Source organism: Sulfitobacter sp. HNIBRBA3233 (assembly GCF_040149665.1).
Taxonomy (GTDB): domain Bacteria; phylum Pseudomonadota; class Alphaproteobacteria; order Rhodobacterales; family Rhodobacteraceae; genus Sulfitobacter; species Sulfitobacter marinivivus.
The window spans coordinates 847,380-872,191 of sequence record NZ_JBEFLP010000001.1; the positions used below are offsets into that span (position 1 = coordinate 847,380).

Annotated in this window: 18 protein-coding genes; 7 read left to right on the forward strand and 11 right to left on the reverse strand. The window is 63.4% G+C overall.

Annotated elements, in window-relative coordinates:
- Positions 1–27: 27 nt before the first annotated feature.
- From ABMC89_RS04030 to ABMC89_RS04060, 7 genes are all read right to left on the reverse strand, one after another.
- Entirely contained in the window at positions 28–1,986 is a 1,959-nt protein-coding gene (locus tag ABMC89_RS04030; RefSeq protein ID WP_349565436.1) for a preprotein translocase subunit SecA, read from the reverse strand.
- Entirely contained in the window at positions 1,979–4,132 is a 2,154-nt protein-coding gene (locus tag ABMC89_RS04035) for a peptidase M50 (RefSeq protein WP_349565438.1), read from the reverse strand. The genes ABMC89_RS04030 and ABMC89_RS04035 overlap by 8 nt, the downstream gene beginning before the upstream one ends.
- A complete protein-coding gene (locus tag ABMC89_RS04040; protein WP_349565440.1) occupies positions 4,123–5,964 on the reverse strand; it encodes a GAF domain-containing protein in 1,842 nt (613 codons plus the stop codon). Before ABMC89_RS04040 ends, ABMC89_RS04035 begins: the two co-directional genes overlap by 10 nt.
- A 279-nt stretch (positions 5,965–6,243) precedes the next feature.
- Entirely contained in the window at positions 6,244–7,083 is an 840-nt protein-coding gene (phaZ, locus tag ABMC89_RS04045) for a poly(3-hydroxyalkanoate) depolymerase (RefSeq protein ID WP_349565442.1), read from the reverse strand.
- Between the two features lie 31 nt (positions 7,084–7,114).
- Positions 7,115–8,824, reverse strand: a complete 1,710-nt coding sequence (locus ABMC89_RS04050; RefSeq protein ID WP_349565444.1) for an alpha/beta fold hydrolase — start codon at positions 8,822–8,824, stop codon at positions 7,115–7,117.
- A gap of 15 nt (positions 8,825–8,839) precedes the next feature.
- Positions 8,840–9,316 carry a MaoC family dehydratase gene (locus ABMC89_RS04055; RefSeq protein WP_349565446.1) on the reverse strand — a complete coding sequence of 159 codons (477 nt, stop codon included), beginning with the start codon at positions 9,314–9,316 and terminating at the stop codon, positions 8,840–8,842.
- A gap of 23 nt (positions 9,317–9,339) precedes the next feature.
- Positions 9,340–11,031, reverse strand: a complete 1,692-nt coding sequence (locus tag ABMC89_RS04060) for a long-chain-fatty-acid--CoA ligase (RefSeq protein ID WP_349565448.1) — start codon at positions 11,029–11,031, stop codon at positions 9,340–9,342.
- Positions 11,032–11,184: 153 nt separating this feature from the next.
- Here ABMC89_RS04060 and ABMC89_RS04065 point away from each other — a divergent pair, with 153 nt between their 5' ends.
- Positions 11,185–12,597 carry a WS/DGAT/MGAT family O-acyltransferase gene (locus ABMC89_RS04065; protein ID WP_349565450.1) on the forward strand — a complete coding sequence of 471 codons (1,413 nt, stop codon included), beginning with the start codon at positions 11,185–11,187 and terminating at the stop codon, positions 12,595–12,597.
- A 119-nt stretch (positions 12,598–12,716) separates the two neighbouring features.
- A complete protein-coding gene (locus ABMC89_RS04070) occupies positions 12,717–13,490 on the forward strand; it encodes an esterase/lipase family protein (protein WP_349565452.1) in 774 nt (257 codons plus the stop codon).
- Between the two features lie 24 nt (positions 13,491–13,514).
- Here ABMC89_RS04070 and ABMC89_RS04075 read toward each other — a convergent pair whose 3' ends face one another.
- Together ABMC89_RS04075 and ABMC89_RS04080 are read right to left on the reverse strand one after the other, a co-directional pair.
- Positions 13,515–13,937: a phasin family protein gene (locus ABMC89_RS04075; RefSeq protein WP_349565454.1), complete on the reverse strand. Its 423-nt coding sequence runs from the start codon at positions 13,935–13,937 to the stop codon at positions 13,515–13,517.
- Positions 13,938–14,011: 74 nt separating this feature from the next.
- Entirely contained in the window at positions 14,012–15,274 is a 1,263-nt protein-coding gene (locus ABMC89_RS04080; RefSeq protein WP_349565456.1) for a DUF445 domain-containing protein, read from the reverse strand.
- Between the two features lie 325 nt (positions 15,275–15,599).
- Between ABMC89_RS04080 and ABMC89_RS04085 the strand changes: the two genes are divergently transcribed.
- Positions 15,600–16,082 carry a phasin family protein gene (locus tag ABMC89_RS04085; protein WP_349565458.1) on the forward strand — a complete coding sequence of 161 codons (483 nt, stop codon included), beginning with the start codon at positions 15,600–15,602 and terminating at the stop codon, positions 16,080–16,082.
- A 67-nt stretch (positions 16,083–16,149) separates the two neighbouring features.
- On the opposite strand, the gene ABMC89_RS04090 is transcribed toward ABMC89_RS04085, so the two are convergent.
- Positions 16,150–19,350: a bifunctional cytochrome P450/NADPH--P450 reductase gene (locus ABMC89_RS04090; protein ID WP_349565460.1), complete on the reverse strand. Its 3,201-nt coding sequence runs from the start codon at positions 19,348–19,350 to the stop codon at positions 16,150–16,152.
- 220 nt (positions 19,351–19,570) lie between these two features.
- Positions 19,571–20,140: a peptidoglycan L,D-endopeptidase MepK gene (gene mepK / locus ABMC89_RS04095; RefSeq protein WP_349565462.1), complete on the reverse strand. Its 570-nt coding sequence runs from the start codon at positions 20,138–20,140 to the stop codon at positions 19,571–19,573.
- A 387-nt stretch (positions 20,141–20,527) separates the two neighbouring features.
- Between mepK and ABMC89_RS04100 the strand changes: the two genes are divergently transcribed.
- From ABMC89_RS04100 to ABMC89_RS04115, 4 genes are read left to right on the forward strand one after another with little or no spacing between them, the layout of a single operon-like run.
- Positions 20,528–22,108: a L,D-transpeptidase family protein gene (locus tag ABMC89_RS04100; RefSeq protein ID WP_349565464.1), complete on the forward strand. Its 1,581-nt coding sequence runs from the start codon at positions 20,528–20,530 to the stop codon at positions 22,106–22,108.
- Between the two features lie 31 nt (positions 22,109–22,139).
- Entirely contained in the window at positions 22,140–23,231 is a 1,092-nt protein-coding gene (lpxD, locus tag ABMC89_RS04105) for a UDP-3-O-(3-hydroxymyristoyl)glucosamine N-acyltransferase (RefSeq protein ID WP_349565466.1), read from the forward strand.
- Positions 23,232–23,264: 33 nt separating this feature from the next.
- On the forward strand, positions 23,265–23,525 hold the full coding sequence (locus ABMC89_RS04110) for an acyl carrier protein (protein ID WP_349565468.1): 261 nt from the start codon (positions 23,265–23,267) through the stop codon (positions 23,523–23,525).
- Positions 23,522–24,730 carry a beta-ketoacyl-[acyl-carrier-protein] synthase family protein gene (locus tag ABMC89_RS04115; protein ID WP_349565470.1) on the forward strand — a complete coding sequence of 403 codons (1,209 nt, stop codon included), beginning with the start codon at positions 23,522–23,524 and terminating at the stop codon, positions 24,728–24,730. Before ABMC89_RS04110 ends, ABMC89_RS04115 begins: the two co-directional genes overlap by 4 nt.
- The last annotated feature ends 82 nt before the right edge of the window (positions 24,731–24,812 follow it).

Sequence of the window (24,812 nt, forward strand, 5' to 3'; positions counted from 1 at the left end):
CCGCCCCTTGCGAGAGGCGGCGCGCGCCTATTCCGGCGATCCGGTAAAGGCGAGGTTTTCCGCCTGCTCTTCGTCCAGTTCGAGCAGTCTGCGCCGCGCCTGAAAATGCCTGCGCTCGGCACGCCGCTGGGCTGCGGACAGCGCCGACAGTGTCGCCCTGCCGCCCAACCGGGCAAGAAGCCGCGCGCCGCGCCCGCCGAATTCATCCAGAAGCGAATCCTGCGCGGACAGGATCGCCTCGCTGCTGCCGCGCTCTCCCTGCCGTCCGGCACGCCCCGACAGCTGACGGTCGATCCGGCGGGCGCTGTGGCGTTCGGTCATGATGACATGCAGGCCGCCCGCCGCCAGCGCCCGCGCGTCGGGGATAATGTCTGTCCCGCGTCCGGCCATGTTGGTCGCCACAGTCACCGCACCGGCGCGGCCGGCCTCGGCCACGATCGCGGCCTCGTCGGCATCCTGCGCGGCACTTAGCACGCGGTGGGCCACGCCGATGCCGGTCAGGGCCGCGCTTGCCGCTTCCGACGCGGCGACGGTGCGTGTCCCGATCAGAACGGGCCTGCCGCGCGCGGAAAGTGTCTTGGCGCGGCTGGCGACCCGCTGCCATTTCGTCTCTGCGCGGGCATAAACCTTCGTCGCCCAGGTCTTGCGCCGCGATCTTTTGTGGGTCGGGATCACGACCACCGGAAGGCTGTACACGGACCAGAACTCATCCGCCGCCTCGACCGCCGTGCCGGTCATACCGCCCAGATGGACGTAGCGGCGAAAAAACCGCTGGAAGGTGATCTGCGCAAGGGTCACGCGACGGGTGGTAATCTCGACGCCTTCCTTGGCCTCGACGGCCTGATGCAGCCCCGCCGACCACGAACGGTCCGGCATCACGCGACCGGTATATTCATCGACGATCTCGACCTTGCCGTCGCGCAGGATGTAATGTTCGTCGCGCCTGTGCAGGTGCAGCGCCGAAAGCGCCGTGCGAACCGCATCCTCGCGGATCGGGGCCGCGCGCCACGCGGGCGGCAGGGTACCGGCGTGTTCCTCCAGCACCTCGCGCCCCGCCTGTGTCAGTTCGATCTGTCTGCCGGGGCCGGTGATGCGGAAATGCCGCCCCTGATCGAGCCTTTGCGCAAGCGCATGCGCCGTCAGGGTGGCATCGGCCTCCACCGCGGCGTCGGCGGGAGGCACCGACAGGATCAGCGGCGTGCGGGCCTCGTCGATCATGACGCTGTCCGCCTCGTCGACGATGGCAAATTGCAGACCCGGCAATATCAGCGCAGTCCCGTCGAGAAACGCGCGGGTGCGCAGCCCGATATCGCCCGACCGCGCGCCCATCGCGACGCGGTCGCGCAGGAACGAAAACGCGACCTCCTTGCCCGAGGCATAGACGATATCCGCCGAAAACGCCGCGCGCCGTTCGGCATCCGTGCAGCCGGGCGCGACCGAGCGGCATGTCAGCCCGAGTTGCGCGTAGAGCGGTTGCATCTTCGCCGCGTCGCGCTCGGCCAGATAGTCGTTCGCGGTGATGACATGCACGGACCGTCCCGCCAGCGCCGCCGTGCCCGCGGCGAGTGTGATCGCGAGCGTCTTGCCTTCGCCTGTCTGCATCTCGGCCACGGCGCCGTTCAGCACGGCCCGCGCGCCGCGGATCTGCGTTGGATAATGGCGCTGGTCCATGGTCCGGCCGGCCCATTCGCGGATCAGCGCAAAGCAATCGACAAGCAGCGTCTCGCGCGGCTTTCCCCGTGCGGCGCGCAACCCGTGCGACACAGCGCGCACCCTGTCGCGCAGCGCCGCATCGTCCAGATTCTCCAGCGCCTTGCCCCGTTGCACCACGCGCCACGCGAAAATCCGGCCCGGACGGGCGCGCAGACGGCGGCGGGGCAGGGCCGTGTAGCGTTCGATCCAGCGATCCAGCTTTGATCTGGACGGGCCAGCCGGTGCGCGGGGATAGAAAGCCCCCATGGAATCTGCGGGCCAGTGTTCAGACATTGAGATCGCGCAGGAAAATCTGCCGCAACGCGCGCCAAAGCTGCGTGCCGAGCGGGCTTGCCCCGTGATCGAACCGCACCGACACCCGCTCGCCCAGCGATGTCAGCGGGCGGCCGTCCGCAGGTTCGAGATCCATCACGAAGACCGTATCGAAAGGGGTGAGGGGGTTTTCTGCCGTCGGGTCCGTGGGGATCGGGCCACCCGCGCTGGCGGCCAGTGCGGCACTGGGGAGCGTCGAGGCTGCGGCAGGGTCCTGACGCATCAGCACGGTTTCGACAGGCTCCAGCGGGGCGCTGGCCCTGCGCATCTGCACCCCCTCGATCCGCTGGCGCACCAGATCGATCTGCGCCTCGGGGATCACCACGCGCACGCTGCCCGGGGCGGCACCGATCACCCACGCCAGTGCTTCGCCCTTGCGCACGAAACGTCCTTCCAGATCGTCACCGGCTGGCAACAGCAAGGTGCCGTCCACAGGAGCGACCACCGTCTGCTCGCCAAGGCGCTCCTCGGCGAGGGCCAGCTCGTTGCGGGCCAGCCCGAGTTCCTGCGCCACCAGATCGGTTTCGACGCGGTTGGTGGCAAGCGCGTTGAAGCGGCGCAGTTGCAATTCGTCGATGCGCGCCTGCATCTGGCGTACCCGTGCCTCCAGCAGCGGATCGGCGATGCGCAGGATCGGATCGCCCGCGGCGAGCCTGTCGCCCGGTCGCGCGAGAAGCGCTTCGACAAACCCGTCCGCCCCGCTGAGCGCGCGCGCGGTATCAGGCGCGCGCACCACCCCGCGCACGATCGTGGCAGACGGGACCGGCTGTACGAACAGAGCCCAGACCACGGCTGCCGACAGCGCCCCGGTGACCAGCAGCGCGCGGGCGCGGTACCCTTCCAGACGCGGGCTGCCCAAAACGAACTTCACCCCCCGCACGGCGGGTACCAGCAGCAGCAGGGCAGCGGCCCAGAGCGCCAGCAGGATGCCGACTTCGAAGAACATATTCGCAACCAGCAGCATGATCGCCAGCATGATCGCGTAGCGATAGATCAGTGACAGTATGCCGTAGACGGTGAACCACGTGGCCTCGCCGCGCGCCATGGCGGGTGACACGGCAGTCTTGATGCCGAAAAGATAGCGCTGCGCGAGATACTGAAGATGCTGTGTGGAGCGCGTCCCGAGGTTGGGGATCTCGACCAGATCGGACAGCGCGTAATAGCCATCGAAGCGCAGCAGCGGATTGCCGTTGAATAACAGCGTCGACAGACCCGCCAGCAGCATGACGTTCATCATCGCGGCACGCAGCAGCCCCGGCTCCATCTGGGTCCACAGGATCGCGGCGGCCCCGGCCATAAAGACCTCGACGATGATGCCCGCCGCCGCGACCCCCGCCCGCCGCCATTTGGAGCGGAAGGCGGAGGAAGCCGAGGCATCGACATAGGGCACCGGCATGAACACAAGGAACATGATCCCGATCTCGTGGACCTCGCCGCCCCAGTGGCGCACGGCATAGGCGTGGCCCAGCTCGTGCACCGCCTTGACCAGCGGATAGACCGCCAGAACAAGCAGCAGGTTGCTTGCTGTCAGCGCGCGGTCGGCGACGTTGGATTGCAGCGCGTCGAAATTCTGCAAGGCCGCCAGAATGCCGCCCCCCACGACCGCAAGCCAGAGGAGCGCGCCGAACCACGAGAACAGCGGCCCCACCAGCCATCCGGTCGCGCGCACGAACCCGTCGGGATCCAGCAGCGGCACGCGGATTGCCAGCGGGTTGCGCAGACCCGCAAGCCGTTTCTTCCTGGTATCCTTGCGACCGCGCGACACGACACGCTCCATATCCGGCGGGATCGCGGCGTGCAGAACATCCGACCGGTGCAGCCGGATCAGCAGCTGTATCACCTCGTCCTGTGTGGGCAGGTCATCGCCCAACGCCTCGGCGGCGGCGGTCCAGATCTGGTCCATGGTGCGGCGCCCGTTCATCAGGCCGACGATGCGCCATGCGGCCTCCGATATGCGCAGGTAGGCACCGTTCGCGTGGTCTTCGACGACGTACCAGACATCCCCGCGAAACACCGATCTGTGGACTTCCGCATGGGTTCTGAGCCGCGGTGTCAGATCTGAAACACGGTACCACGAGGCACTGTGCAGCGCGCCGGTCACGGCCACCACCGCCAGATCGCCATGCGCGCCCAGCTTCTCAGACGGTGCGTCCAGATCACCGGCAGCGGCCTGTCGTCCACGGTGATCCGCGCGATCCCCTCCATGCCGGGGCGCAGAACCGCGCTCTGCTCGCCCAGCCGCGCATCGACACGGAACACGTTGCGGCCGTCCTCCACACCGGCGACGGAGGTGACGCTGCCGGTCTCGATCCGGATGCGTTGGCCGGGCAGGGCCGTCAGAACGACCTCTCCGGTCAGCCCATCCTCGACGAGGGCAAGATCGCGTTCGTCGACCGACAGCACGATGCGGTAGGAATCGATCGGGGCGATTTCGTAGAGAACCTGCCCGCGCGAGACCGGCGCGCCGACCGACTGGTCCAGATCCCCCGACAGGACCACGCCGTCGAAGGGCGCGCGCATTTCGGTCCGGTCAAGCCGCTCCTCCAGCAGCGCGATCTCGGCGTCGGCCTGGCTGATCTGGGTTGCGGAAATACCGATGGCCGCGCGGTCGCGTTCGGCCAGCGCTGTCTCATACTCGCGCTGACGCTGGGCGCGGACGGTTGTCCAGCGCGCGATTTCCAGCCGCAGGTCGCGGTCATCGAGACTGGCCAGAATATCGCCTTCGGCAACGATATCCCCCGGGATCGCCGAAGCGGAGGCCACATAGCCGTCCATGGGCGAGGCCACGACACGCCGGATCTGCCCCTCGACACGCGCATCGGCGGTGATCTGGAAGGGCAGCACCGTGTTCCACGCAAGCCACCCGCCAAGAGCCGCGAGGATCAGGATCGCCTTCAGGCCGACCTTGCGCGGGCCCAGCAGAAACGCCAGACCGCTTCCGGTGGCGGTCAGCGCCTTGACCGGCAGCGACCGGTCGTTGAGGCGCTTTTCCTCCAGAACCGGCCCCAGAATGCCGGCCACGGCCTCCACCAGATCGACCTCTTCGTCGCGAAAGGGGTTGTTGCCCCCGCGCTCGAGAACCAGTGCGCCCGTGACCCGCCCGTCGCGGCGCAGCGGGACCGTCAGCAGCGCGCGGCTCGCTCCGGTTGCGATCAGTTCGGCATGCGCGGCGGTCAGCATCAAGGGATCGTCCGCGTCCTGCGGCATCCGGATGCGCCCGCCCTGATCAATCGCCTCGTCCATCGTGTCGGCGATCCGCTGGACCAGTTCGGAATTGCGCGAAAACCCACCACTGTGCGACAGCGACACCACCCGCGACTTGCGCCCCTTCCGCTGGCCGAGGCTGACCCTGTCGCAACCCAGCCTGTCGCAGAAATCGGTGACAGCAGTTGCCGCCGCGACCGACCAGCGCGGCTCATCCAGCGTCGTTGCCAGAATCTCGACCGCCGTGCGCGCCCGTGCATGGGTCAGCGCGCCATCGTCCAGATCGCGCGCCAGCAGCCGCAGCTCGATCGCGGGCAGCGCCCATTTCACGTCGTCCACCACGCGGCGCAGATCCAGATCGGCGCTCACCGGCAACTGCACGGCGACCACCCCGTAAAGGGCGCCGTCCCGCAACACCGGAACGCCCACCGCGCAGCGGGTGGCACCGCTGGCCTGATAGCCGCTTTTCACGATGGGCTTGCGTTGCGCGATGGCAAGGTTGACTGCGGCAAGCAGCCCTTCTCCCGGCTCGGCAGTGTCCGGGGCGCGCGCGTTCAGCTCGTAGGGGCCGGTATCGCGCGGGCCCAACACCAGAACCGCCATATCCGCACCCAGAACCGCGCGCAGACGGTTGACCCAGGCCGAGAATGCTGCCGGCTCATCGCTACCGGCAGAGGGCAGCGCATCGCTCCGCTTGCTCTCGGCCTGACTGTCCAGCTCTGAATGCGTATCCATGAGACCTCCGGTCATTACGATCCGGTCCAGTCCGCGATAAGTCAATGTTTGTTACGGGTTTCCCGAGGAAAGCCGCGGTCTGTGCGCAGTGGCCGGGCAGGCGATCAGCGCTGGGGCGCTGGACAGGGGGGCGCGCAACGGTTTCCTGAACTTGGGGCCGTTGCCGCCCGAAAACCGTGGTCGGCACCCCCGAAGATCCGGAGCGATACCTAGACGCCCAGACCGTTCTGCATCGTCAAGGCGATGGAGATCCTCTAGCCCTGCGCCACTGCCCGGCACTCAGCCGTCGAGAAAGCCGTTGACCATCCGCGCCGTGCCTTTCGGGTCGGTGACCATGAACAGATGACCGTCATCGACAAGTTCCAGCCGCGCGTCGGGGATCAGCCGGGCCAGCAGCCTGGCGTTGGCGACGGGGATGAGCGGATCGTCGGTGCCCGATATCACCAGTGTCGGCTGCTTCAGCCGCCACAGCCAGTGAACGCTGGTCCAGCCGGTCATCGCCAGCAGTTGCAGCATGTAGCCAGCATTGGACGAAGGTTTCATCCCCGACACATGCGCGCCGATCAGGCCATCGTCAGTGCGGAACGCCCCGCCATAGATCTCGGCGGCGATGGAGCGCATGTAGCCCGGATCGGTATAGCGCTTGATACTGGCCATCCGCGACAGGACGGAGGGTTTTCCGGGCACCATCGTCCAGCCCGACGAGGTGGCCACCAGCACCAGCTTGCGGCAGATGCGCGGGTACTGCCACGCGAACTGTTGCGCCAGACCGCCGCCCCAGGACACGCCGGAGACATCGCAGCGGTCGATCCCAAGTATCTCGAGCAGGTGTTTCGCAAGGCGGGCCAGCGTCGCGGGCCGGTAGGGCAGCGCGGGCATCGGCGATCCGCCGACCCCGGGCACGTCGAAAAGCACCGCACGCCGGTCCCCGAGGGCCTCGAGAAACGGAAACCCCAGTTCGAGATTGGCGCCGATGCCGTTGAACATCAGCAAAGGCGGTTTGTCCATGCTGCCGGATTTTATCGCCACATGCAGTTTCTGGCCGCGGACGTCGATTGTATCGACCGTTATTCCCTCGGGGATGCTGCGGTCCGGCCGCGCCTTGGTCTGGGTTGTCATGCTGATGGGGATCCTGTGAAAGAGGGAATGCTCAGGGTTCGAACACGTAAGTGCCGGGCGCGGGTCCGAGTGCCGGAAATTTCTTGCTGCCCGGCTCTTTCGGGGCATTGATCTGCTTTCCGGATTTCTCTTTCAGCATTTCACCCCAGTCGATCCACCAGCTGCCTTCGTGCTTCTGGGCGGTTTCGGCCCATTTATCGGGATCGCTCGCCTTGGCGTCGCCTTTCATGAACCACGCTTTCGGGTTGCCGGGCGGGTTCAGCAGGCTTTGCAGATGGCCCGAGTTCGAGAGGATGAAGGTGGTATCGCCACCATAGAGGCGCGCCGTCTCGTATACCGCTTTCCACGGGGTGATATGGTCGGTGGTGCCCGCGATGACGTAAGAGTCGTAGTTCACCTTCGACATATCGATCTTTTCGCCCGCGACTTCCATCGCGCCGGGGGTCAGGAACGGGTTGGAAAAGATCATATCGAGGAAGTCACCGTGCAGCCCGGCCGGCAGCCGCGTGGTATCGGCATTCCAGTAGAGCACATCGAACGCCGGTGGCGCATTGCCCATCAGATAGTTGTTGACCCAGTAGTTCCAGATCAGGTCATTGGGCCGCATCCATGCGAACATCTTGGCCATGTCCTGCCCGTCGAGCACGCCGCGCGCCTTGCTGGCCAGCTTCGCGGCCTTGACCGTTTCAGGGGTGACCAGCGCGGCCATGTCGTTATCCGTGGATGCCATTGTATCGAGCACGCAGACAGCCAGAATGACCGAGTTGATCTTCTCCTCCCACCCCTTGGCGGCGAGCCATCCGGCATAGGTCGACAGGGTGATCCCGCCCGAACACGACCCCATGATGTTGACCGATTTCGCCCCCGTTATTTCCAGCGCGGCATCGCAGGCTTCGTCCAGCGCCTCGATATAGGTGGACATGTCCCAGTGGCTCTGGTCCTTCGTCGGATTGCGCCAGCTGATGCAATAGGGCTGGATGCCCTGGCTGAGCAGGAATTCGATCATGCTTTTGCCCGGCGCCATGTCGATCGAATAGTATTTGTTGATCTGCGGCGGCACGACCAGCAGAGGGGTCTGGTACACCTTGTCGGTATTGGCGGTGTAATGGACCAGTTCGATCACCTCGTTGCGGAACACCACGTTGCCCGGTGTCACGGCAAGGTTCTCTCCGACCTTGAACTTCGACGTATCCACCGAGGACGGCAGGCCGCCGTTTTCCGTCATGTCCGTAATCAGGTTTTGCAGCCCGTTCACCGCCGATTTGCCCCCGGTTTCGAAGAAATTCTTCAGGGCGGCGGGGTTGATGAAAAAGTTGTTCGACGGGGCCATCGTATCAACGAAGATCGAGGTGACCAGACGCGCGCGGGCCGCGTCCTTGTCGGGCAGGTCCAGTTCCTCGACCATCTCGGTCATCTTCTCGGCCCACGACAGGTAGCCCTGCATCATCCCCTTGGACAGCGCGTTGTTGTTCCACCCGCTGTCGGCAAAGCGCCGGTCCTTGCGGTCAGGTGCGATGTCCGAGCTCTGGGTCGCGATCTTTGTCAGGTCGTTTGCCAGTTCCATCCATTTGCTCATGATCGCCTGCGGCTGTGCGGCCATGGCGCGGGCCAGATTGGTGCCCGCACCCAGCATATCCTCGACCTTCAGAGTCACCAGCGGATTGAGCGCCAGCGTGTTTTCCGCCGCATTCTCGGCGATATCACGGTGGTTGCGCGACATCTTGGGCTTGTCATCACTCATCTTGCATCCTTTCGGTCAGGTTTCCGCCTCTGGTCCCGGCACCAGAATGGCGAGGCTTTCGGCCAGCAGGGCAGGGCGGTCGCTGCCCTCGATCTCCATCGTGTTCTCTGTCTTCATCAGGTACTGGCCGTTTGGCTTGCGATCAAAACCGGTCAGTTTCGATGTCAGCCGCAGCCGCGCGCCCACGGGCACCGGCGCAAGGAACCGCACCTTGTCGAGGCCGTAGTTCAACGCCGCCGCCGTGCCGGCAGGCACGACACCGATTTCCATGGCCATGGCAGACAGCAACGACAGCGTAAGGTAGCCGTGTGCGACCGGACCGCCGAAGGGGCTTTCGCGTCTGGCACGTTCGACATCGGTGTGAATCCACTGGCTGTCGCCGGTGCAATGGGCGAATTCGTTGACGGCATCCTGCGTGACCTCGTGCCACGAGGAGGTTCCCAAGGGCGCGCCAATCATTCCGGCCATGCTGGCAAAGGTCAGATCCGTCATCGCCTGTCCTCCCTTCGCGCCCGTCAACCGGACATTTCCCTGACCGCCGCATCGCGCAATTCGCGGCGCAGGATCTTGCCCACGTTGGTCTTGGGCATCTCGTCCACGAAGCGCACGTGCTTGGGCTTCTTGTAGCCGGTCAGTTCACGGGTGCAGAATTCGCGCACGTCCTTTTCGCTCAGATCCGGTCTGGCGCGGGTGACGAACAGCATCACCGCCTCGCCGCTGGCGGTGTCGGGCACACCCACGCAGGCGGCTTCTTCGACCCCGTCGAGGTTCATCGCCACGGCCTCGATCTCGTTGGGGTAGACGTTGAAACCGGACACGAGGATCATGTCCTTCTTGCGGTCCACGATACGGGTGAACCCGCGCTCGTCCATGATGCCGATATCGCCGGATTTGAAAAATCCGTCCTCGGTCATGACCTCGGCGGTGGCATCGGGGCGCTGCCAGTAGCCCGCCATGACCTGCGGCCCGCGAATGGCAATCTCGCCGCGTTCACCCGTGGGCATATCGTTGCCGTCGTCGTCGATGATCTTGATCTCGACGTTGGGCATCGGCAGGCCGATGGTGCCGGAATAGGCATCTGTATCGGTGGGATTGCACGTCACCCCCGACGAGGTTTCGGACAATCCGTAGCCTTCGCAGATCGGACATCCGGTGATCGACAGCCACTTCTTCGCCACCGCTTCCTGCACGGCGGTGCCGCCGCCGTTGGCGATGCGCAGCTGGCTGAAATCCAGCTTGGCGAATTCGGGATGATTGGCCAGACCGTTGAACAGGGTGTTCACACCCGGAAACACGTGAAACCGGTACTTGCCGATTTCCCTGATCGTCGCATCCATGTCGCGCGGGTTCGGGATCAGCACGTTCACCCCGCCCGACCGCATCGACAACAGCGAACAGGTGATGAAGGCAAACACATGATAAAGCGGCAGCGCGCAGATGAACGTCAGCTGCCCCTCGATCGGTTTGCGGCTCAGCCCGGGCTGCATCCATGCCTCTGACGACAGCAGGTTCGCGATCACCGTGCGGTGCAGCAGGGTCGCCCCCTTGGAGACCCCCGTCGTCCCGCCGGTATATTGCAGAACCGCCACATCGTCGGCCGTGACCACCGGCTTTTCCAGCGTCATGCCCGCACCGGCAGACAGAACCCGCGACAGGCGGATGTGGCCCGGCAGCCGGTAGGGCGGCACCGCCTTGCGCACGCGCCGGATCACGAAATTGGTGAGGATCCCCTTGGGAAAGCCCAGCAAGTCGCCGACACCTGTCACGACCGTATGCGCGATCTTCGTCTTCGACAGCACCTTGTCGAGCGTTTCGGCAAAATTCTCGAGGATGAATATCGCCTTCGCACCGGAGTCGTTGAGCTGGTGCTCAAGCTCGCGCGGCGTGTAGAGCGGATTGACATTCACCGCGATGAACCCCGCGCGCAGGATACCCGCCAGAACCACCGGATATTGCAGCACATTGGGCATCATGATCGCGACGCGGTCGCCCTTTTTCAGCCCGAGGCCCTGCAGATAGGCCCCCACGGCCCGCGACATCCGGTCGAGATCGCCGTAGGTCAGCGCCTTGTCCATCAGGATATAGGCGTCCTTGTCGGCGTATCTGGAAAAGCTTTCCTCAAGCAGATCAATCAGCGAGCCATACTGGTCGACATCGACTTCGGCTGGCACGCCGGACGGATAGGCATCGGTCCAGTAACGTGTCATTTCATCCTCCCGCGCTCTGGCAAAAACCTCGTTTGTCGGGCCTTCATCACAGAGCCATACGCCCCCGAATGACGGGGCGCTTGACCGAGGTTATAGATTTTAGTCAACTGATCAAGCGGGAGCGCAGCGTCAACGTGGAGGAGCGGGAGGCGAATGAAGCAACTCAGCGGGATCGACGCAACCTTCCTTTACATGGAGACGGACAAGACCCCGATGCATGTGGCGGGGCTGACGCTCTATGACCTGCCGAAAGGCTTTCGCGGCTCTTTTCACAAGCATTTCACCGAGTTCTTCAGGGGCAGGGTGCATCTGGTCCCGATCTTCGGGAAGAAGCTGGCCACGGCTGCTTTCCAGATCGACCACCCCGGCTGGGTGGACGCGGGCGAGCTTGATTTCGATTACCACATCCAGTCCGCCAAATTGCCGAAGCCCGGCACACGCAAGCAATTGGAGGAACTGGTGGGCCGGCTCCACGCCGACCGGCTCGACCGGCGCAGGCCGCTGTGGCAGTTTACCGTGATCGAAGGTCTGGAGGGGCGGAAGGCCGCGCTCTATTCCAAGGTCCACCATGCGGCCATAGATGGTGGCGCGGGCATGGTGATCACCAAAGCACTTTACGACGTGACCGAAGAACCCCGCGAGGTTCCGGCCCCCGAACCGAAACCGCCCGTGCGCAAACCCGGCGATCTGGAACGCGCGGTGCTGAGCCTGTCGGACATCACATCCAACATCGTTCGCCAGCAGCTGACCTTTGTCGAGAATATCCCGAAGATGGTCAGCCAGATGACAGATATGATCGCGCCCGTTCTGGCGGGCAAGATCGGTCTGCCGCAGATGCTGGCCCCGCGCACCCCTTTCAACGTCACGGTCGGACCCGAGCGCAGCTATGCCGCGCGGTCGGTATCGCTGTCGGACGCCAAGGCGATCGCAAAGGCCACCAGCACCAAGCTGAACGATGTGGTCATGGCGATCACCAGCGGGGCGTGCCGGCGCTATCTGAAGGACCGTCAGGCGCTGCCGGATGCAGCGCTGGTTGCCTTTGTCCCGATCTCGATGCGCGAGGTCGGCAATTCGGACCTGAACAATCAGGTCTTCGGCATGAACGTGCCGCTGGCCACCAACTACGGCGATCCCCTGAAACGGCTGAAAAAGATCGCGCAGGAATCCGGCGCGACCAAGACGCTGGCCGCCAGCGTAAAGGACACAGCGCCAAGCGATTTCACCCTGATCGGCGCGCCGACGCTGCTGCCAGGCCTGATGCAGCTTTACGGCGGGACCCGGCTGGCCGATCACATTCCGCAGGTGGTGAACCTGTGCATCTCGAACACGCAAGGACCACCGTTTCCGCTGTTTTGTGCGGGCGCGAAGGTGACCGCCCTCTATCCGGTGTCCATCGCCACCCACGGTGTCGGCCTTAACGTGACCGTGCAAAGCTATCTCGACCATCTGGATTTCGGGGTCACGGCGGATGCAAAAGCGCTGCCCGACGCGGACCTTTTCGGCGACTTGCTGGTTGCATCCTTTGAAGAGCTGAAAGCGGCCAGCAGCGCCATGCCCGCGGCCTGAACCCAGCGGCTGCCGATCCCTCAATTCACTTGCTGACCCGACGGATGCGTTGACAGAGCAACTTTATGTCGTTTCAGTGATTCCATGCGAAACGAAGTTGCGGGCGAAGGATAGATATCTTGACTGACACGACAACGATTGCACCAAGCAAGGCTCTGCTTCTGATGGAAGGGCGTGCGATACCGGAACTCTTCGGCTTCGTCGCGGCCCTGCCGACACTGACCGCCCTCGCGCCGCGCGGCGACGGGCAACCGGTGCTGGTGCTGCCCGGTCTGACCACCAGCGACCGTTCGACCACATCCCTGCGCAGCTTCCTCAAGACCAAGGGATATCCCGCCTACGGCTGGAAGCTGGGGATGAATTTCGGCCCGCGTCCGGGGGTCGAGCAGGGCTTGATCGACCTTGTCCACAAGCTGAGCGACAAACATGGGCGCACCGTCAGCATCGTCGGCTGGAGCCTTGGTGGGATCTACGCCCGGCAGCTGGGCAAGATGATGCCGGACAGCATCCGGCAGGTCATCTCGCTGGGCAGCCCCTTTGGCGGGCATCCGCGCGCCACGAACGCATGGCGCGTCTACGAAATCGCAAGCGGGCAAAGCGCCCATGACACCGACAGCCACATGGGCGGGGCGATTTCCGCGCCGCCACCGGTCCCTACAACCGCGATCTACAGCAAGACCGATGGCATTTGCGCGTGGCAGAACTGCATCGAGGCGCGCAGCGACATCGCGGAAAACATCGAGGTCAAAGCCAGCCACTGCGGTCTGGGCCACCATCCTGCCGTGGTCTACGCCGTGGCGGACCGGCTGGCCCAGCCAGAGGGCGCGTGGAAACCCTTTGACCGCTCGGGCTTCAAAAGCGTGATCTATCCCGCGCCGTCCTATCCGGTCTAGGCCGGGGACGGCGCAGCGTCGCGGTCAGTCCTTCTTCTTGCCGGACAGCTCTTCGACGCTTTCCATGACGCGCTGCTTGAGCACTTCGAAGGTCTCGACATTGCCCTGACGCACGATCTCGACCATCTCGGGTGTGGTCTGCATGGTGGCGTCAAAGGTCTTGCGGGCAATCTCCATCGGGGCCGACATCATCGCGGCCGGATCGGAGGATTTGCTGGCCTCCTGCACACTGTCAGAGATATCGGCAAGGGTCCGTTCCAGCGCCTCGCGCTGCTTGGCCATAAGCGCCTGCGTGCTGCTGGAGCTGACCTGTGCGGCCGCCTGCATCGCCTGAAGGTTCTTGCGATGCTGGTCCATCATCGTGTCGAGATCGGGACCAGGAATTTTCAACGATTTCCCGAAGTCCTGGAACATGTCCATGAACGGGTTCTTGGGCTGGTCTGCCATGGTTCTATCTCCTCCTGCTGCTGTCCGGCTGGTCCGGTCAGTGGTCCGTCATGTTAGTCGCGCGGACATGCGCATCACAAGAAAAGAGTTTCCACCGCATAAAGCAGGACCCCCACACAGCCCCCGATGATCATCCCGTTGAAGCGGATATACTGCAAATCCTGCCCCACGTTGGCTTCGATCAGCCGGATCAATTGCTGCATGTCCCATGACCGCACCTGATCGGCCACATAGGTCGCCACACCGTCGCGCTGGTCCTCCACGAGGTTCGAAAGGACGGTCACCATTCCGGTGTTGATATCCTCGCGCAGTTTGGGCTCGGTGGTCAGGCTTTCGCCGATCTCGACCAGCATTTCGGCCAGCCGGTCGACCAGAACGCTGTCGTCCGAGGCCAGATCGCGCAGGATAAACGCCTTCAACTCGTCCCAGAACTGCTCTGCGGCGTCGTTCACCTCGGGCCGCGAAAGGATGTGCTGCTTTACGCGCTCGACCTGCGCGGCAAACCCCTTGCTCTGTCGCGTGCGCTCCACATAGTCGACGAGGAATTCCTCGAATTCGTGGCGCAGCGGGTGGTCCTTATCGGCCTGTACTTCTTCCAGAAGTTCGGTGGCGCTGCGGATAATCCGCTCCAGCAGCAGGCTGTCGGCCCCGATCACGTTGAAAAGCACCGGAAGCTCGCTCTTGATCTTTGTGCGGATGATGGCGACCGTATCGACCTGATTGACGAAATTGCTCAGCGCGTCCAGCAGATCGTCCAGCAGGCGCTGGTGACGGCCGTCCTTTGTAAAGGTCTCGAGCACACCGCTGAGAAGGGGGGCCACATCCGTGCGCCCGATCTGCTGGGTGACCTTGCGGGTCGCGATCTGCACCAGTCCGCGCTCGTCGACCGACTGGATGAATTGGGGCACGAAACGGACGATGAATTGCGCCAGCCCCTGCGCGCGCGACCGCGACGACAGCCAATGGGATATCTCTCCGGCAAAGTCGATTTCGCGCAATTTCTGCGCGACCTGTTCGCGGTCAAGGAAGTTGGTGTTGATGAACCGGCCCAGATTGTCGGCGATGCGGTGCTGGTTGTTGGGAATGATCGCCGTATGCGGGATCGGCAGGTTCAGCGGGCGCTTGAACAGCGCCACCACCGCATACCAATCCGCAATGCCGCCGATGGTCGCCGCTTCGGCAAATGCCGCGACGATGCCGAAGGCGGGATATTCACGCTCCAGCAGCTTGGTGATGATCAACGTGATGAAACAGGCCACCAAAACCGCCGTCGCCAGAAACTTGATGCGGTTAAGCTGCCTGAGCTTTTCGGTCTCCGTGGGGTCCAGATGTCGCACGCGCACTCTCAATTCTGCTGGGATGCCTGACAGTAGCAGCACCCCGCCGAAGGTCAACGTGCTGCATCGCAGCATTTCGAGCGGGGCGCAGGTGGCTAAAGGCAAGGGCACCAAGCCGCCGCACAAGATTTTCTCCGGCCTGCGGATGCGCTATAACGCCATATTTTTATGGCTTTATGGCCGATTTAGGCGACGCTCGAAATTTTTACCCAACGTCACAATGGGGAAATGTTGCAATGCAGCATTTGATGCCCCATATACCTTTCATCCCGGGTTGAAGAGCAAACGGGACCAACCCATAGCTTGAACAGAATGGATGAACACGATGACCAAGAAGACAGAAAACGCGACTAAAACCGCAGCCGAAAAAGCGGCCGAAGCCGTTGACGCAACCGAGACAAAGATCGCCGACCGCGTCACCGAAGGCGCGCGCGAGCTGGTGAAACGCTCGACCGCGACTGCCAAAGAGCGTGCGGATGACGCATTCGTCACAACCAAGAAATACAACGCCGACCTTGAGAACATGCTGGTCCGTGCCGCCCGCGGCTACACCAACATCCTCGGCAACATTGCCGAAGCGGCATTCGTCAACGTGAACCGCGGCATCATGACCGCCGAGAAGCTGGCCGAAGCGAAATCGCTTCAGGAAGCCGTGACAATCCAGACCGAGTACGTGCGCGAACAGTCCACATGCTCGATCGGCAATGCCCGCGCCGCGTTCGAATACATTCGCGACGTTGCAACGGAAAACGGTGCAGCCCTGCGCGACACAGCGACAAAAGCCTGGAAGTCCGAAAAGGCCGCCTGAGCCCTGACGCGACCCAGATGCGAAAAGCCCGCCAACCGGCGGGCTTTTTTGCGTCTGGCGGCTGGTCTTATCCAGAGACCCAGACATCGAGGTTGTATCGCCCCTGCGCCGACATCTGATCAAGCCAGGCATCGGCGGCTTCGGCATTCACATCCATTTCCTCGGAATAGATCAGCGATAGCGCCCTGCGCACGTCCGGCTCCATCCGGCTGCCATCGCCACACACGTAGATGCGCGCGCCCTTGTCGATCAGCGACCACACGGCGTCGCGGTTGTCGCGGATCAGATCCTGCACATAGGTCTTCTTTTTCTCCACCCGCGAAAACGCCACGTGAAGATCCGCAATGCCCTTGGCCGATGCGGTCTCAAGCTCTTCGCGGTAGATGAAATCCTGATCGGGATGACGGCAGCCGAAGAACAAAAGGGCAGGGCCGATGTCTGTCCCTGCGTCTTTCAGCGCCGTGCGTTCGGCCAGAAATCCGCGAAACGGGGCGATGCCTGTGCCGGGGCCGATCATGATGATCGGTGTCGTCGGATCGTCCGGCAGGCGGAAGTCGTCCGCTGTTCCCCGCAGGGCCACATGGATCGCGTCTCCCGCAGCCAGACCGGCCAGATAGGTCGAGCAGACTCCCTCGAACCGTCCCCGCCCGGAAATCGCCGGTTCGTTTACGACACCCACGGTAATCGAGCAGCTGCCGGCATCGGGCACCGGCGCCGAGGAGATCGAATAGTAGCGCGGTGTCAGCATCGGCATCAGTTCGAGGAACACACCGAAAGGCAACTCGCAGGCGGCGAATTCCTCCAGCAGGTCCAGCACCGACAGCCGCTTTTGAAGCACCTCGGTCTTGTAGGCGTCACCGGCCAGCGTCTCCAGCTTGGGCCCCGAATGGGGGCAGTCGGTGTAGCGCGCCAGTGTTGCCACATCGCGGCGCGAGGCGACGGACTGAAGTTCGAGCATCTGCGAGAGCACGGTCTTGACCGACAACGCGGTATCCAGCGGAAGCTGGCTGTGCTCGCCCGCGGCGGATGTCAGGCGGATCTGCGCATCGGCGCCGAAATCGAACCGTTTCAGAACCCGCCCCACAAGGCTGTCAGCGTTGACCGGCACCACGCTCAGATGATCGCCGGTGCGGTAGGTGGCACCGGCTGGCAGATCGACCTCGATATGCCGTGTCGACCGGCCGGACGCCTGCGTATCCTGCAACTCGCGGTTCTGGGTGATGCGGGCAGGGGCGGCGCCAGCCAGATCGACCACCGGGTTGACCTGCCGCGCGGGCAGCCTTTCGACGGTGTATAGCGGGGCGGCCTGTGACGCATCGGTCAGCTCCACCTCCAGCGCCAGCGCCGAGGCGACGGCGGGCCAGACACCGCTCGCCCAAGCATCGAATTGTTCGTCGATGTCGTCGCGCGCATCGCCTTCGGCCCGCGCTGTGATGCGTGTGGCACCGAGACGCTCGAGCCTTTCGTCGATCAGGCGCGGCGTGGCCTGAAATGTCGCCGCCCAATCGCTGTGGCCACAGCCGAAAACCGCGTATTGCACGCCCTTCGCGGCCCCGTCCTCGGCCGTTTGCAGCCAATCGACGAATTTGGCCGCATTATCCGGCGGCGACCCGTTGTAAGAGGCGCAGGCGATCAGAACCGCGCCTTGGGTCGGCAGTTTTGCCGTGTAGCTGTCCAGATCGGCCAGCGTCACGTCAAATCCGTTCAGATCGGCAGTGCGCGCGAGATCGCGGGCGTATTCCTCGGTAGAGCCGAGGTTGGAGCCATAAAGCACCAGCGCGGGCGTGCCGTGGCTCGGGCGCTTGGCAGCATCGGTCAAACCGCCCGCCGCGGCCTCGGCTTCGACGGACGATCCCGGCACCAGATTGGAGCGCTGGATGTCCCGGCGCAGCTTTACCTTCATCGTCAGGCCATCCGGCTTGATCGACATGCTTTCCTTGATCTTGAACTGCCACTTCCTGTGGTCGATCAGCTCGAACCGCTGGAGGATCATGCCGACGACCAGAACCGCCTCCTGCATCGCGAACTGGCGTCCGATGCAGGCGCGCTGGCCGTTTCCGAAGGGTTTGTAGGCGTTGACCGGTCGCGCGGCCACCGCGTCGCGGTCGAAATTGTCGGGGTTGAACTCCTCCGCATTCTCGCCCCAGACGGATTTGTCGCGGTGCAGCATCAGCGACAGCACCGTGGTGAAGGTCCGCTCCTTGAGCTTGAATTTCCCGCAGATCACCTCGTCCTTGTAGGGATAGACAGAAAAGGCGGGGGCGGTCGGCCAGAGGCGCAGCGCCTCGAGCAGGATCTGGTTGATATAGGTCAGCTGGTTGACCTGCTTGAGCGTCGGTTGAACGGAAATATCGCGTCCCAGCACTTGATCGACCTCGGCGTAGGCTTTCTCCAGCACATCGGGGTGGTTCATCAGGAAATACATGGTGAACGACAAAAGCCCCGACGTGGTTTCGTGCCCCGCAATCAGGAAGGTGTTGATCTGGTAGCGGATGTTTTCGTCGGAAAGGCTTTCGCCGGTGACCTTGTCCACACCGTCGAGCATGTAGTTCAGCAGATCGTTTTCGGCCCTGTTTGCGCTGCCGCGACGCTCTGCGATGATGTCATCGACCAGCTTGTTCATATAGCTGACATCACGCTGCATCCGGTCGAGCCGCTTTTTCAGGATCTGCTGCTCGAACGGCAGGCCGCGCTGCATCATGCAGGTCTCAAGCGTGTTGGTCAGCGCATTGATGAAGGGGTGATACCCCTCGCGGTAGAATGAATTGAAGCGGTAGTTGAAGCCGCAGATGCCGATGGTATCGAGCGCGACCGCCGTCATGTCGTGGATCACGTCGATTTCGTCGTCGCTGTTGAGCCGCTCCCATTTCAGACAAAGCTGCCCGGCCACATCCAGCATCATCGGGAAATAGTTGCTCATCGCCTGCCGGCTGAAGGTGGGCAGCAGGATGTTATGGGCCTTGCCCCAGTTTTCTTCCTGCGTGTCGCCGGTGAACAGCCCGTCACCGCCGATCGCGCGCACCCGCCGCAGTGATCCGCGCACCGCCTTGTCAAATCGGGCTTCCTCGCACAGCTCGTCCACCAGATCGTGCCCCGACACCACGACCAGCGGCGTCCCCATCATGTCCATCCGGAAAATCGGCCCCAGATCGCGGGTCAGATCCATCAGGCTTTGAAGAGGTTTGTCCTTGTCGACCGAAAGCATGTTGCCGACGACAGGTTTCTTGTCGGGCATCGGAATCCGTTCGAGTTGATCCTTTGCAGCCATCGGCCAATCCTCCTCTTCCGCTGGAGTTTCAGTCGGCAGATTATGGCGCCACAAGTCAACATTTTTGATTTTGAAGCGGGCCTTGCGTCTATCGTTCCGGACACGCCCGTATGGTTTGGCGGCCCTGTAGCCGCGATACCGGAAGGATCACGCCCCCAAGCGAAAACGCCTCCCGAAGGGGAGGCGCAAAAAGATTTCATGACAGGATCGGAATGCGCGCTCAGCGCCCCCAGGTGCGGACCACACCGCAGTCCATATGCACGAAATTGGAACCGGAGTAGCGACCGACGCCACCGCCACGACAGACGGCAGCGGCTTTGGCGATCTGGCCGACCGAGCGGGAATTCAGGCGAAGATCGGCAGCCTGTCCGCGCATGTGCAGGGAATTCTTTGCGACACCGCTAGACCGCGACCGCAGCATCGCGTTCGTCTTGGGGCTGCGGTAGCCTGACAGAAGCATGTAGGGCTCGTCCACATCCAGCAGATTGTGCGCGGCGGCCATGATGTCGAAATTGCGGATGTCCATCTTGTAGACATCGTCGGTGCGCCAGTCGCGCATGAAGTGGTTCACTTCGTTGATGGCGTCGCCGATGTATTCACCTTCGACCCAGTAGATCATGTCGATCCGTTCACCGGTGCGGCCCGAATACATCTTGATCCGGCGAATGTCGCCTGCGCCGCGCAGAAAACCTGCTGCATTAGCGTATGTCGGTGCCGCCGCAACGGCTGTGGTTGCAAACGCTGCGCCAATGAAGCCGCGGCGTGTCATGCCGGTCGATTTGCCTGTCATACTGTCTGTCCCGTTTTCTGCCCGATTTTGAGCACACCTGTAGAAGTTGCCAATGTGTCCGCGATGTTACACGGATCTTATTTTCATCTCCCCAGATGCGCCTCGTGTATTACATGGCAAAAAATTTGAACCAAGTGATGAATCGGTTTGGTTCCATCATCCGACAAGTTTAGGCAATTTTTTGCGCATTTGAGGAAATGCACCGGCAAACCCGTGCTCTGCGAGGGCCAATGGTTGCGTTTGCGCACCATTCCGATCGCGCGATCGCGTGCTGATCGCTTTGTGATTGGACAGGAACCCAATTGCCAAAGAAGAGTTGGACAAGGCACAAGCGCGCAACGGGGGACGACCATGCTCAACGGAAAAACAGCCAGACGGCTCGGACGAATGGCTATTCTAGGGGCGGCAGTCGGTGTGGGGCTTGCGATTGCACCGGGCGTGGCAAGCGCGCAGGTCACGGCGTTCAAACAGGCGGTCGCCGAGACGGGCGCGCGCGATGATGCGATCGCCGCCTTCTATCGCGGCCAGAATTTTGAGGCGATCTGGACCGGCGCGGACGACACGCATATGGCACGGCGGGCGGCACTGCTTTCCGCGTTGCGCTCGGCGGGCGATCACGGTCTGCCGGTGGCGCGCTACGATGTGGACGCGCTGGAGCGCCGGATGGCCACCGCACGCACGCCCCGCGACCTCGGCGCGCTCGAAGTCGAGATGACACAGATGTTCCTCCGCTATGCCCGCGATATCCAGAGCGGCGCGCTCGTCCCGTCGCGGGTGGTCAGCGGCATCAAGCGCGAGATCGAATATACCGATCCTGCCACGTTGCTGGCGGGCTTGCTGCGCGCACAGCCGGCATCCTACCTGCGCGATCTTGCGCCACGCACGGTCGAATATACTGCCCTGATGAAGCAGAAGATGCTGCTGAAGGAGAAGATGGAGCAGGGCGGCTGGGGGCCTTCGGTCAACGCCAGCAAGCTGGAACCGGGCGATACCGGCCCCGCAGTGATCGCGCTGCGCAACCGGCTGATGACCATGGGGTATCTGCCCCGCTCGAACGCGCGCAGCTACGACAGCGCCATGTCTGAAGCGGTGCGCGCGTTTCAGGCCGCCCACGGGCTGGAAATTGACGGCGTGGCCGGAACGGGCACCATCGGCGAGCTTAACGAGCCCATCGAGAAGCGGCTGCAATCGGTTCTCGTGGCGATGGAGCGCGAGCGCTGGCTTCACAAGAAGCGCGGCGAGCGTCACATTCTGGTAAACATCCCCGATTTCACCGCCAAGATCGTCGACAACGGCCAGATCACCTTCGAGACGCGTTCGGTTGTCGGCGCCAATCGCGAGGACCGTCCGACACCGGAGTTTTCGGACGAGATGGATCACATGGTCATCAATCCCAGCTGGTATGTACCGCGGTCTATCGTCGTGAACGAATATCTGCCCGCGCTGAAACGCAACCCCAATGCGGTCAGCCACATCCAGATCACCGACCGGCGCGGCCGCGTGGTGAACCGCTCGGCGGCGAATTTCGCGGGCTACACCGCGCGCACCTTCCCGTTCTCGATGCGCCAGCCGCCCAGCCGGTCGAACGCGCTGGGGCTGGTGAAATTCATGTTCCCCAACAAATACAACATCTACCTGCACGACACGCCCGCCAAGTCGCTGTTCAGCCGTGAGGTCCGCGCCTTCAGCCACGGCTGTGTGCGTCTGAACGATCCGTTCGATTTCGCCTACGCCCTGCTGGGCAGACAGGAGGCCGATCCCGAAGCGTTTTTCCAGCGCAAGCTGCGGGGGGGTGCGGAAACCCGCGTCAATCTCGAAACCCCCGTGCCGGTGCACATCATCTACCGCACCGCTTATACGGACGCGCGCGGCAAGCTGAACTTCCGTCGCGACGTCTATGGGCGGGATGCGGCGATCTGGGCGGCACTGCGCAAGGCAGGGGTGGAACTGCCCGGCGTTCAGGGGTAAATCTTCGCGCAACCTGAAAGGGGTTGCGCATATGGGCCACACAATCCAAAGCATCGCTACCGCGCTGGGGGCCTCGGCCCACGGCGATGTGGATCTGGTTGTCTCCGGCGTCGCGGAACCCGCGATGGCGGGCCCTGAGCAAATGGCGCTGGCAATGAATCCCAAATATGCCGAGGCTTTGTCGGCTGGCCGCGCCCGCGCCGCCATGCTGTGGGAAGGGGCCGATTGGGCGTCGTTCGGGCTGGAGGCTGCGATCATCGCGCCGCGCCCGCGCTTTGCCATGGCCGGCCTGACGGCCATGATGGATCCCGGTCAGGGTTTTGGCGAGGGGATCCACCCCTCCGCCTTTGTCGATCCGGATGCGCGGCTGGGCCGGAATGTCAGTGTCGGCCCGCTTGCTGTGATCTCCAAAGGCGCGCGGATCGGGGACAATTCGGTCATCGGCCCGCAGTGTTTCGTGGGCTGCGATGCCACGCTGGGGCAGAATGCCTTTCTGCGCGAAGCGGTCAGCATCGGCGCGCGCGTGACCATCGGCGCAGGCTTCATCGCGCAACCGGGCGCACGGATCGGCGGCGACGGCTTTTCCTTTGTCACGGCAGAGCCAAGCGGCGTCGAGGCTGTGCGCGAAACCCTCGGTGACAGGGGCGACACGCAAGCGCAGCCGTGGACACGGATTGCCAGCCTCGGCGCGGTGACCATCGGAGATGATGTCGAAATCGGAATGGGTGCCACCATCGACTGCGGCACTGTCCGCGACACGGTGATCGGGGATGGCACCAAGCTCGATAATCAGGTGCATCTTGGCCATAACGTCGTGATCGGGCGCAACAGCCTGATTTGCGGTCAAGTGGGCATCGCGGGGTCGGCGACCATCGGCGACAACGTTGTGCTGGGCGGCCAGTGCGGCGTCAGCGACAATATCTTCGTCGGTGACGGCGTGATCGCGGGCGGCGGCACAAAGCTGATGTCGAACGTGCCCGCAGGGCGCACGATGCTGGGCTATCCGGCCACGCAAATGGACAAGCAGGTCGAAAGCTACAAGGCGCTGCGCCGTCTGCCACGTCTGATGGCCGACGTCGCAAAGCTGAAAGAAGCACTTCTCAAATCGCAGAAGGGCTCCTAAATCAGGGCTGCCGGAAGGAAGGAGTGCACCACGATGAGCATCAAGGATCAGGTCATCGCGATCATCGCCGAGCAGGCAATGCTGGAGCCCGAGGACGTAACCCTGCAGAGCACGCCCGAGGATCTGGGCATCGACAGTCTGGGTCTGGTGGAAAGCATCTTCGCCATCGAGGAAGCCTTTGACATCACTGTCCCGTTCAACGCCAACCAGCCCGAAGAGTCGGATTTCGACATTTCGTCGGTCGCGACAATCGTGGCGGGGATCGAACGCCTGAAGGCCGAGCAGGCCGCGTGAAACGGGTTGTCATCACCGGTGCCGGAACGATCAACGCGTTGGGCCATTCCGTTCCCGCCACGCTTGAGGCGATGCGAGAGGGCAGGTGCGGGATCGGCCCGCTCGACATCCGCGATGTGGACCGGCTGCAAATCCGCATCGGCGGGCAGGTGCGCGGGTTCGAGGCCGAAGGCCGCTACAACCGCCAGCAGATATCGCTCTATGACCGGTTCACGCAGTTCACGCTTGCCGCCGCGCGCGAAGCCATCGAACAGTCCGGCCTGACCTTCACCGGCGAAACCGCCGCGCTGTCCGGTGTTGTTCTGGGCACGGCGGGGGGTGGCGTCAGCACATGGGACGACAATTACCGCGCGGTCTACGAAGAGGGCAAGAACCGCGTGCATCCCTTCGTGGTGCCGAAGCTGATGAACAACGCTGCCGCGAGCCATGTGAGCATGGAATGGAACCTCAAGGGCCCGTCCTTTACCGTCTCGACGGCCTGCGCCTCTTCGAACCATGCGATGGCGCAGGCCTTTGCCATGGTCCGCTCGGGCATGGCGCCCGCAATGGTCACCGGCGGATCTGAATCGATGCTCTGCTTTGGCGGGGTGAAGGCGTGGGAGGGCCTGCGCGTCATGTCCCGCGACGCCTGCCGTCCGTTTTCGGCCAACCGCAACGGCATGGTGCAGGGCGAGGGTGCGGGGATCTTCGTCTTCGAGGAATATGAGCATGCGCGCGCCCGCGGGGCCGATATTCTGTGCGAAGTGGCGGGGTTCGCGATGTCATCCGACGCGGGCGATATCGTGATGCCCTCCAAAAGCGGCGCGGCGCGGGCGATGGCGGGCGCGCTGGCGGACGGGCGGATCGACGCCTCCGAGGTGGGTTATATCAACGCCCATGGCACCGGCACGGCGGCCAATGACAAGACGGAATGCGCCGCCGTGGCGGATGTTTTCGGCCCCCACGCCGACCGGCTCATGATCAGTTCGACCAAATCCATGCACGGCCATCTGATCGGCGGCACCGGCGCGGTAGAGCTTCTGGCCTGCATCATGGCACTGCGCGACGGTGTGATTGCACCTACCATCGGCTACGAGGAACCCGATCCCGAATGCGCGCTGGACGTGGTGCCCAACGAGGCGCGGGAGGCGAAGGTGAAAGTTGCAGTATCGAATGCCTTTGCCTTCGGCGGGATGAACGCGGTTCTGGCCCTGCGCGCGATCTAGGCAGGCAGCGGTCGCCCGCGATACGGTCTGGTCGGCACGGGCGCCTACCAAAGCAAAAAGCCGCCCCCGAAGGGACGGCTTT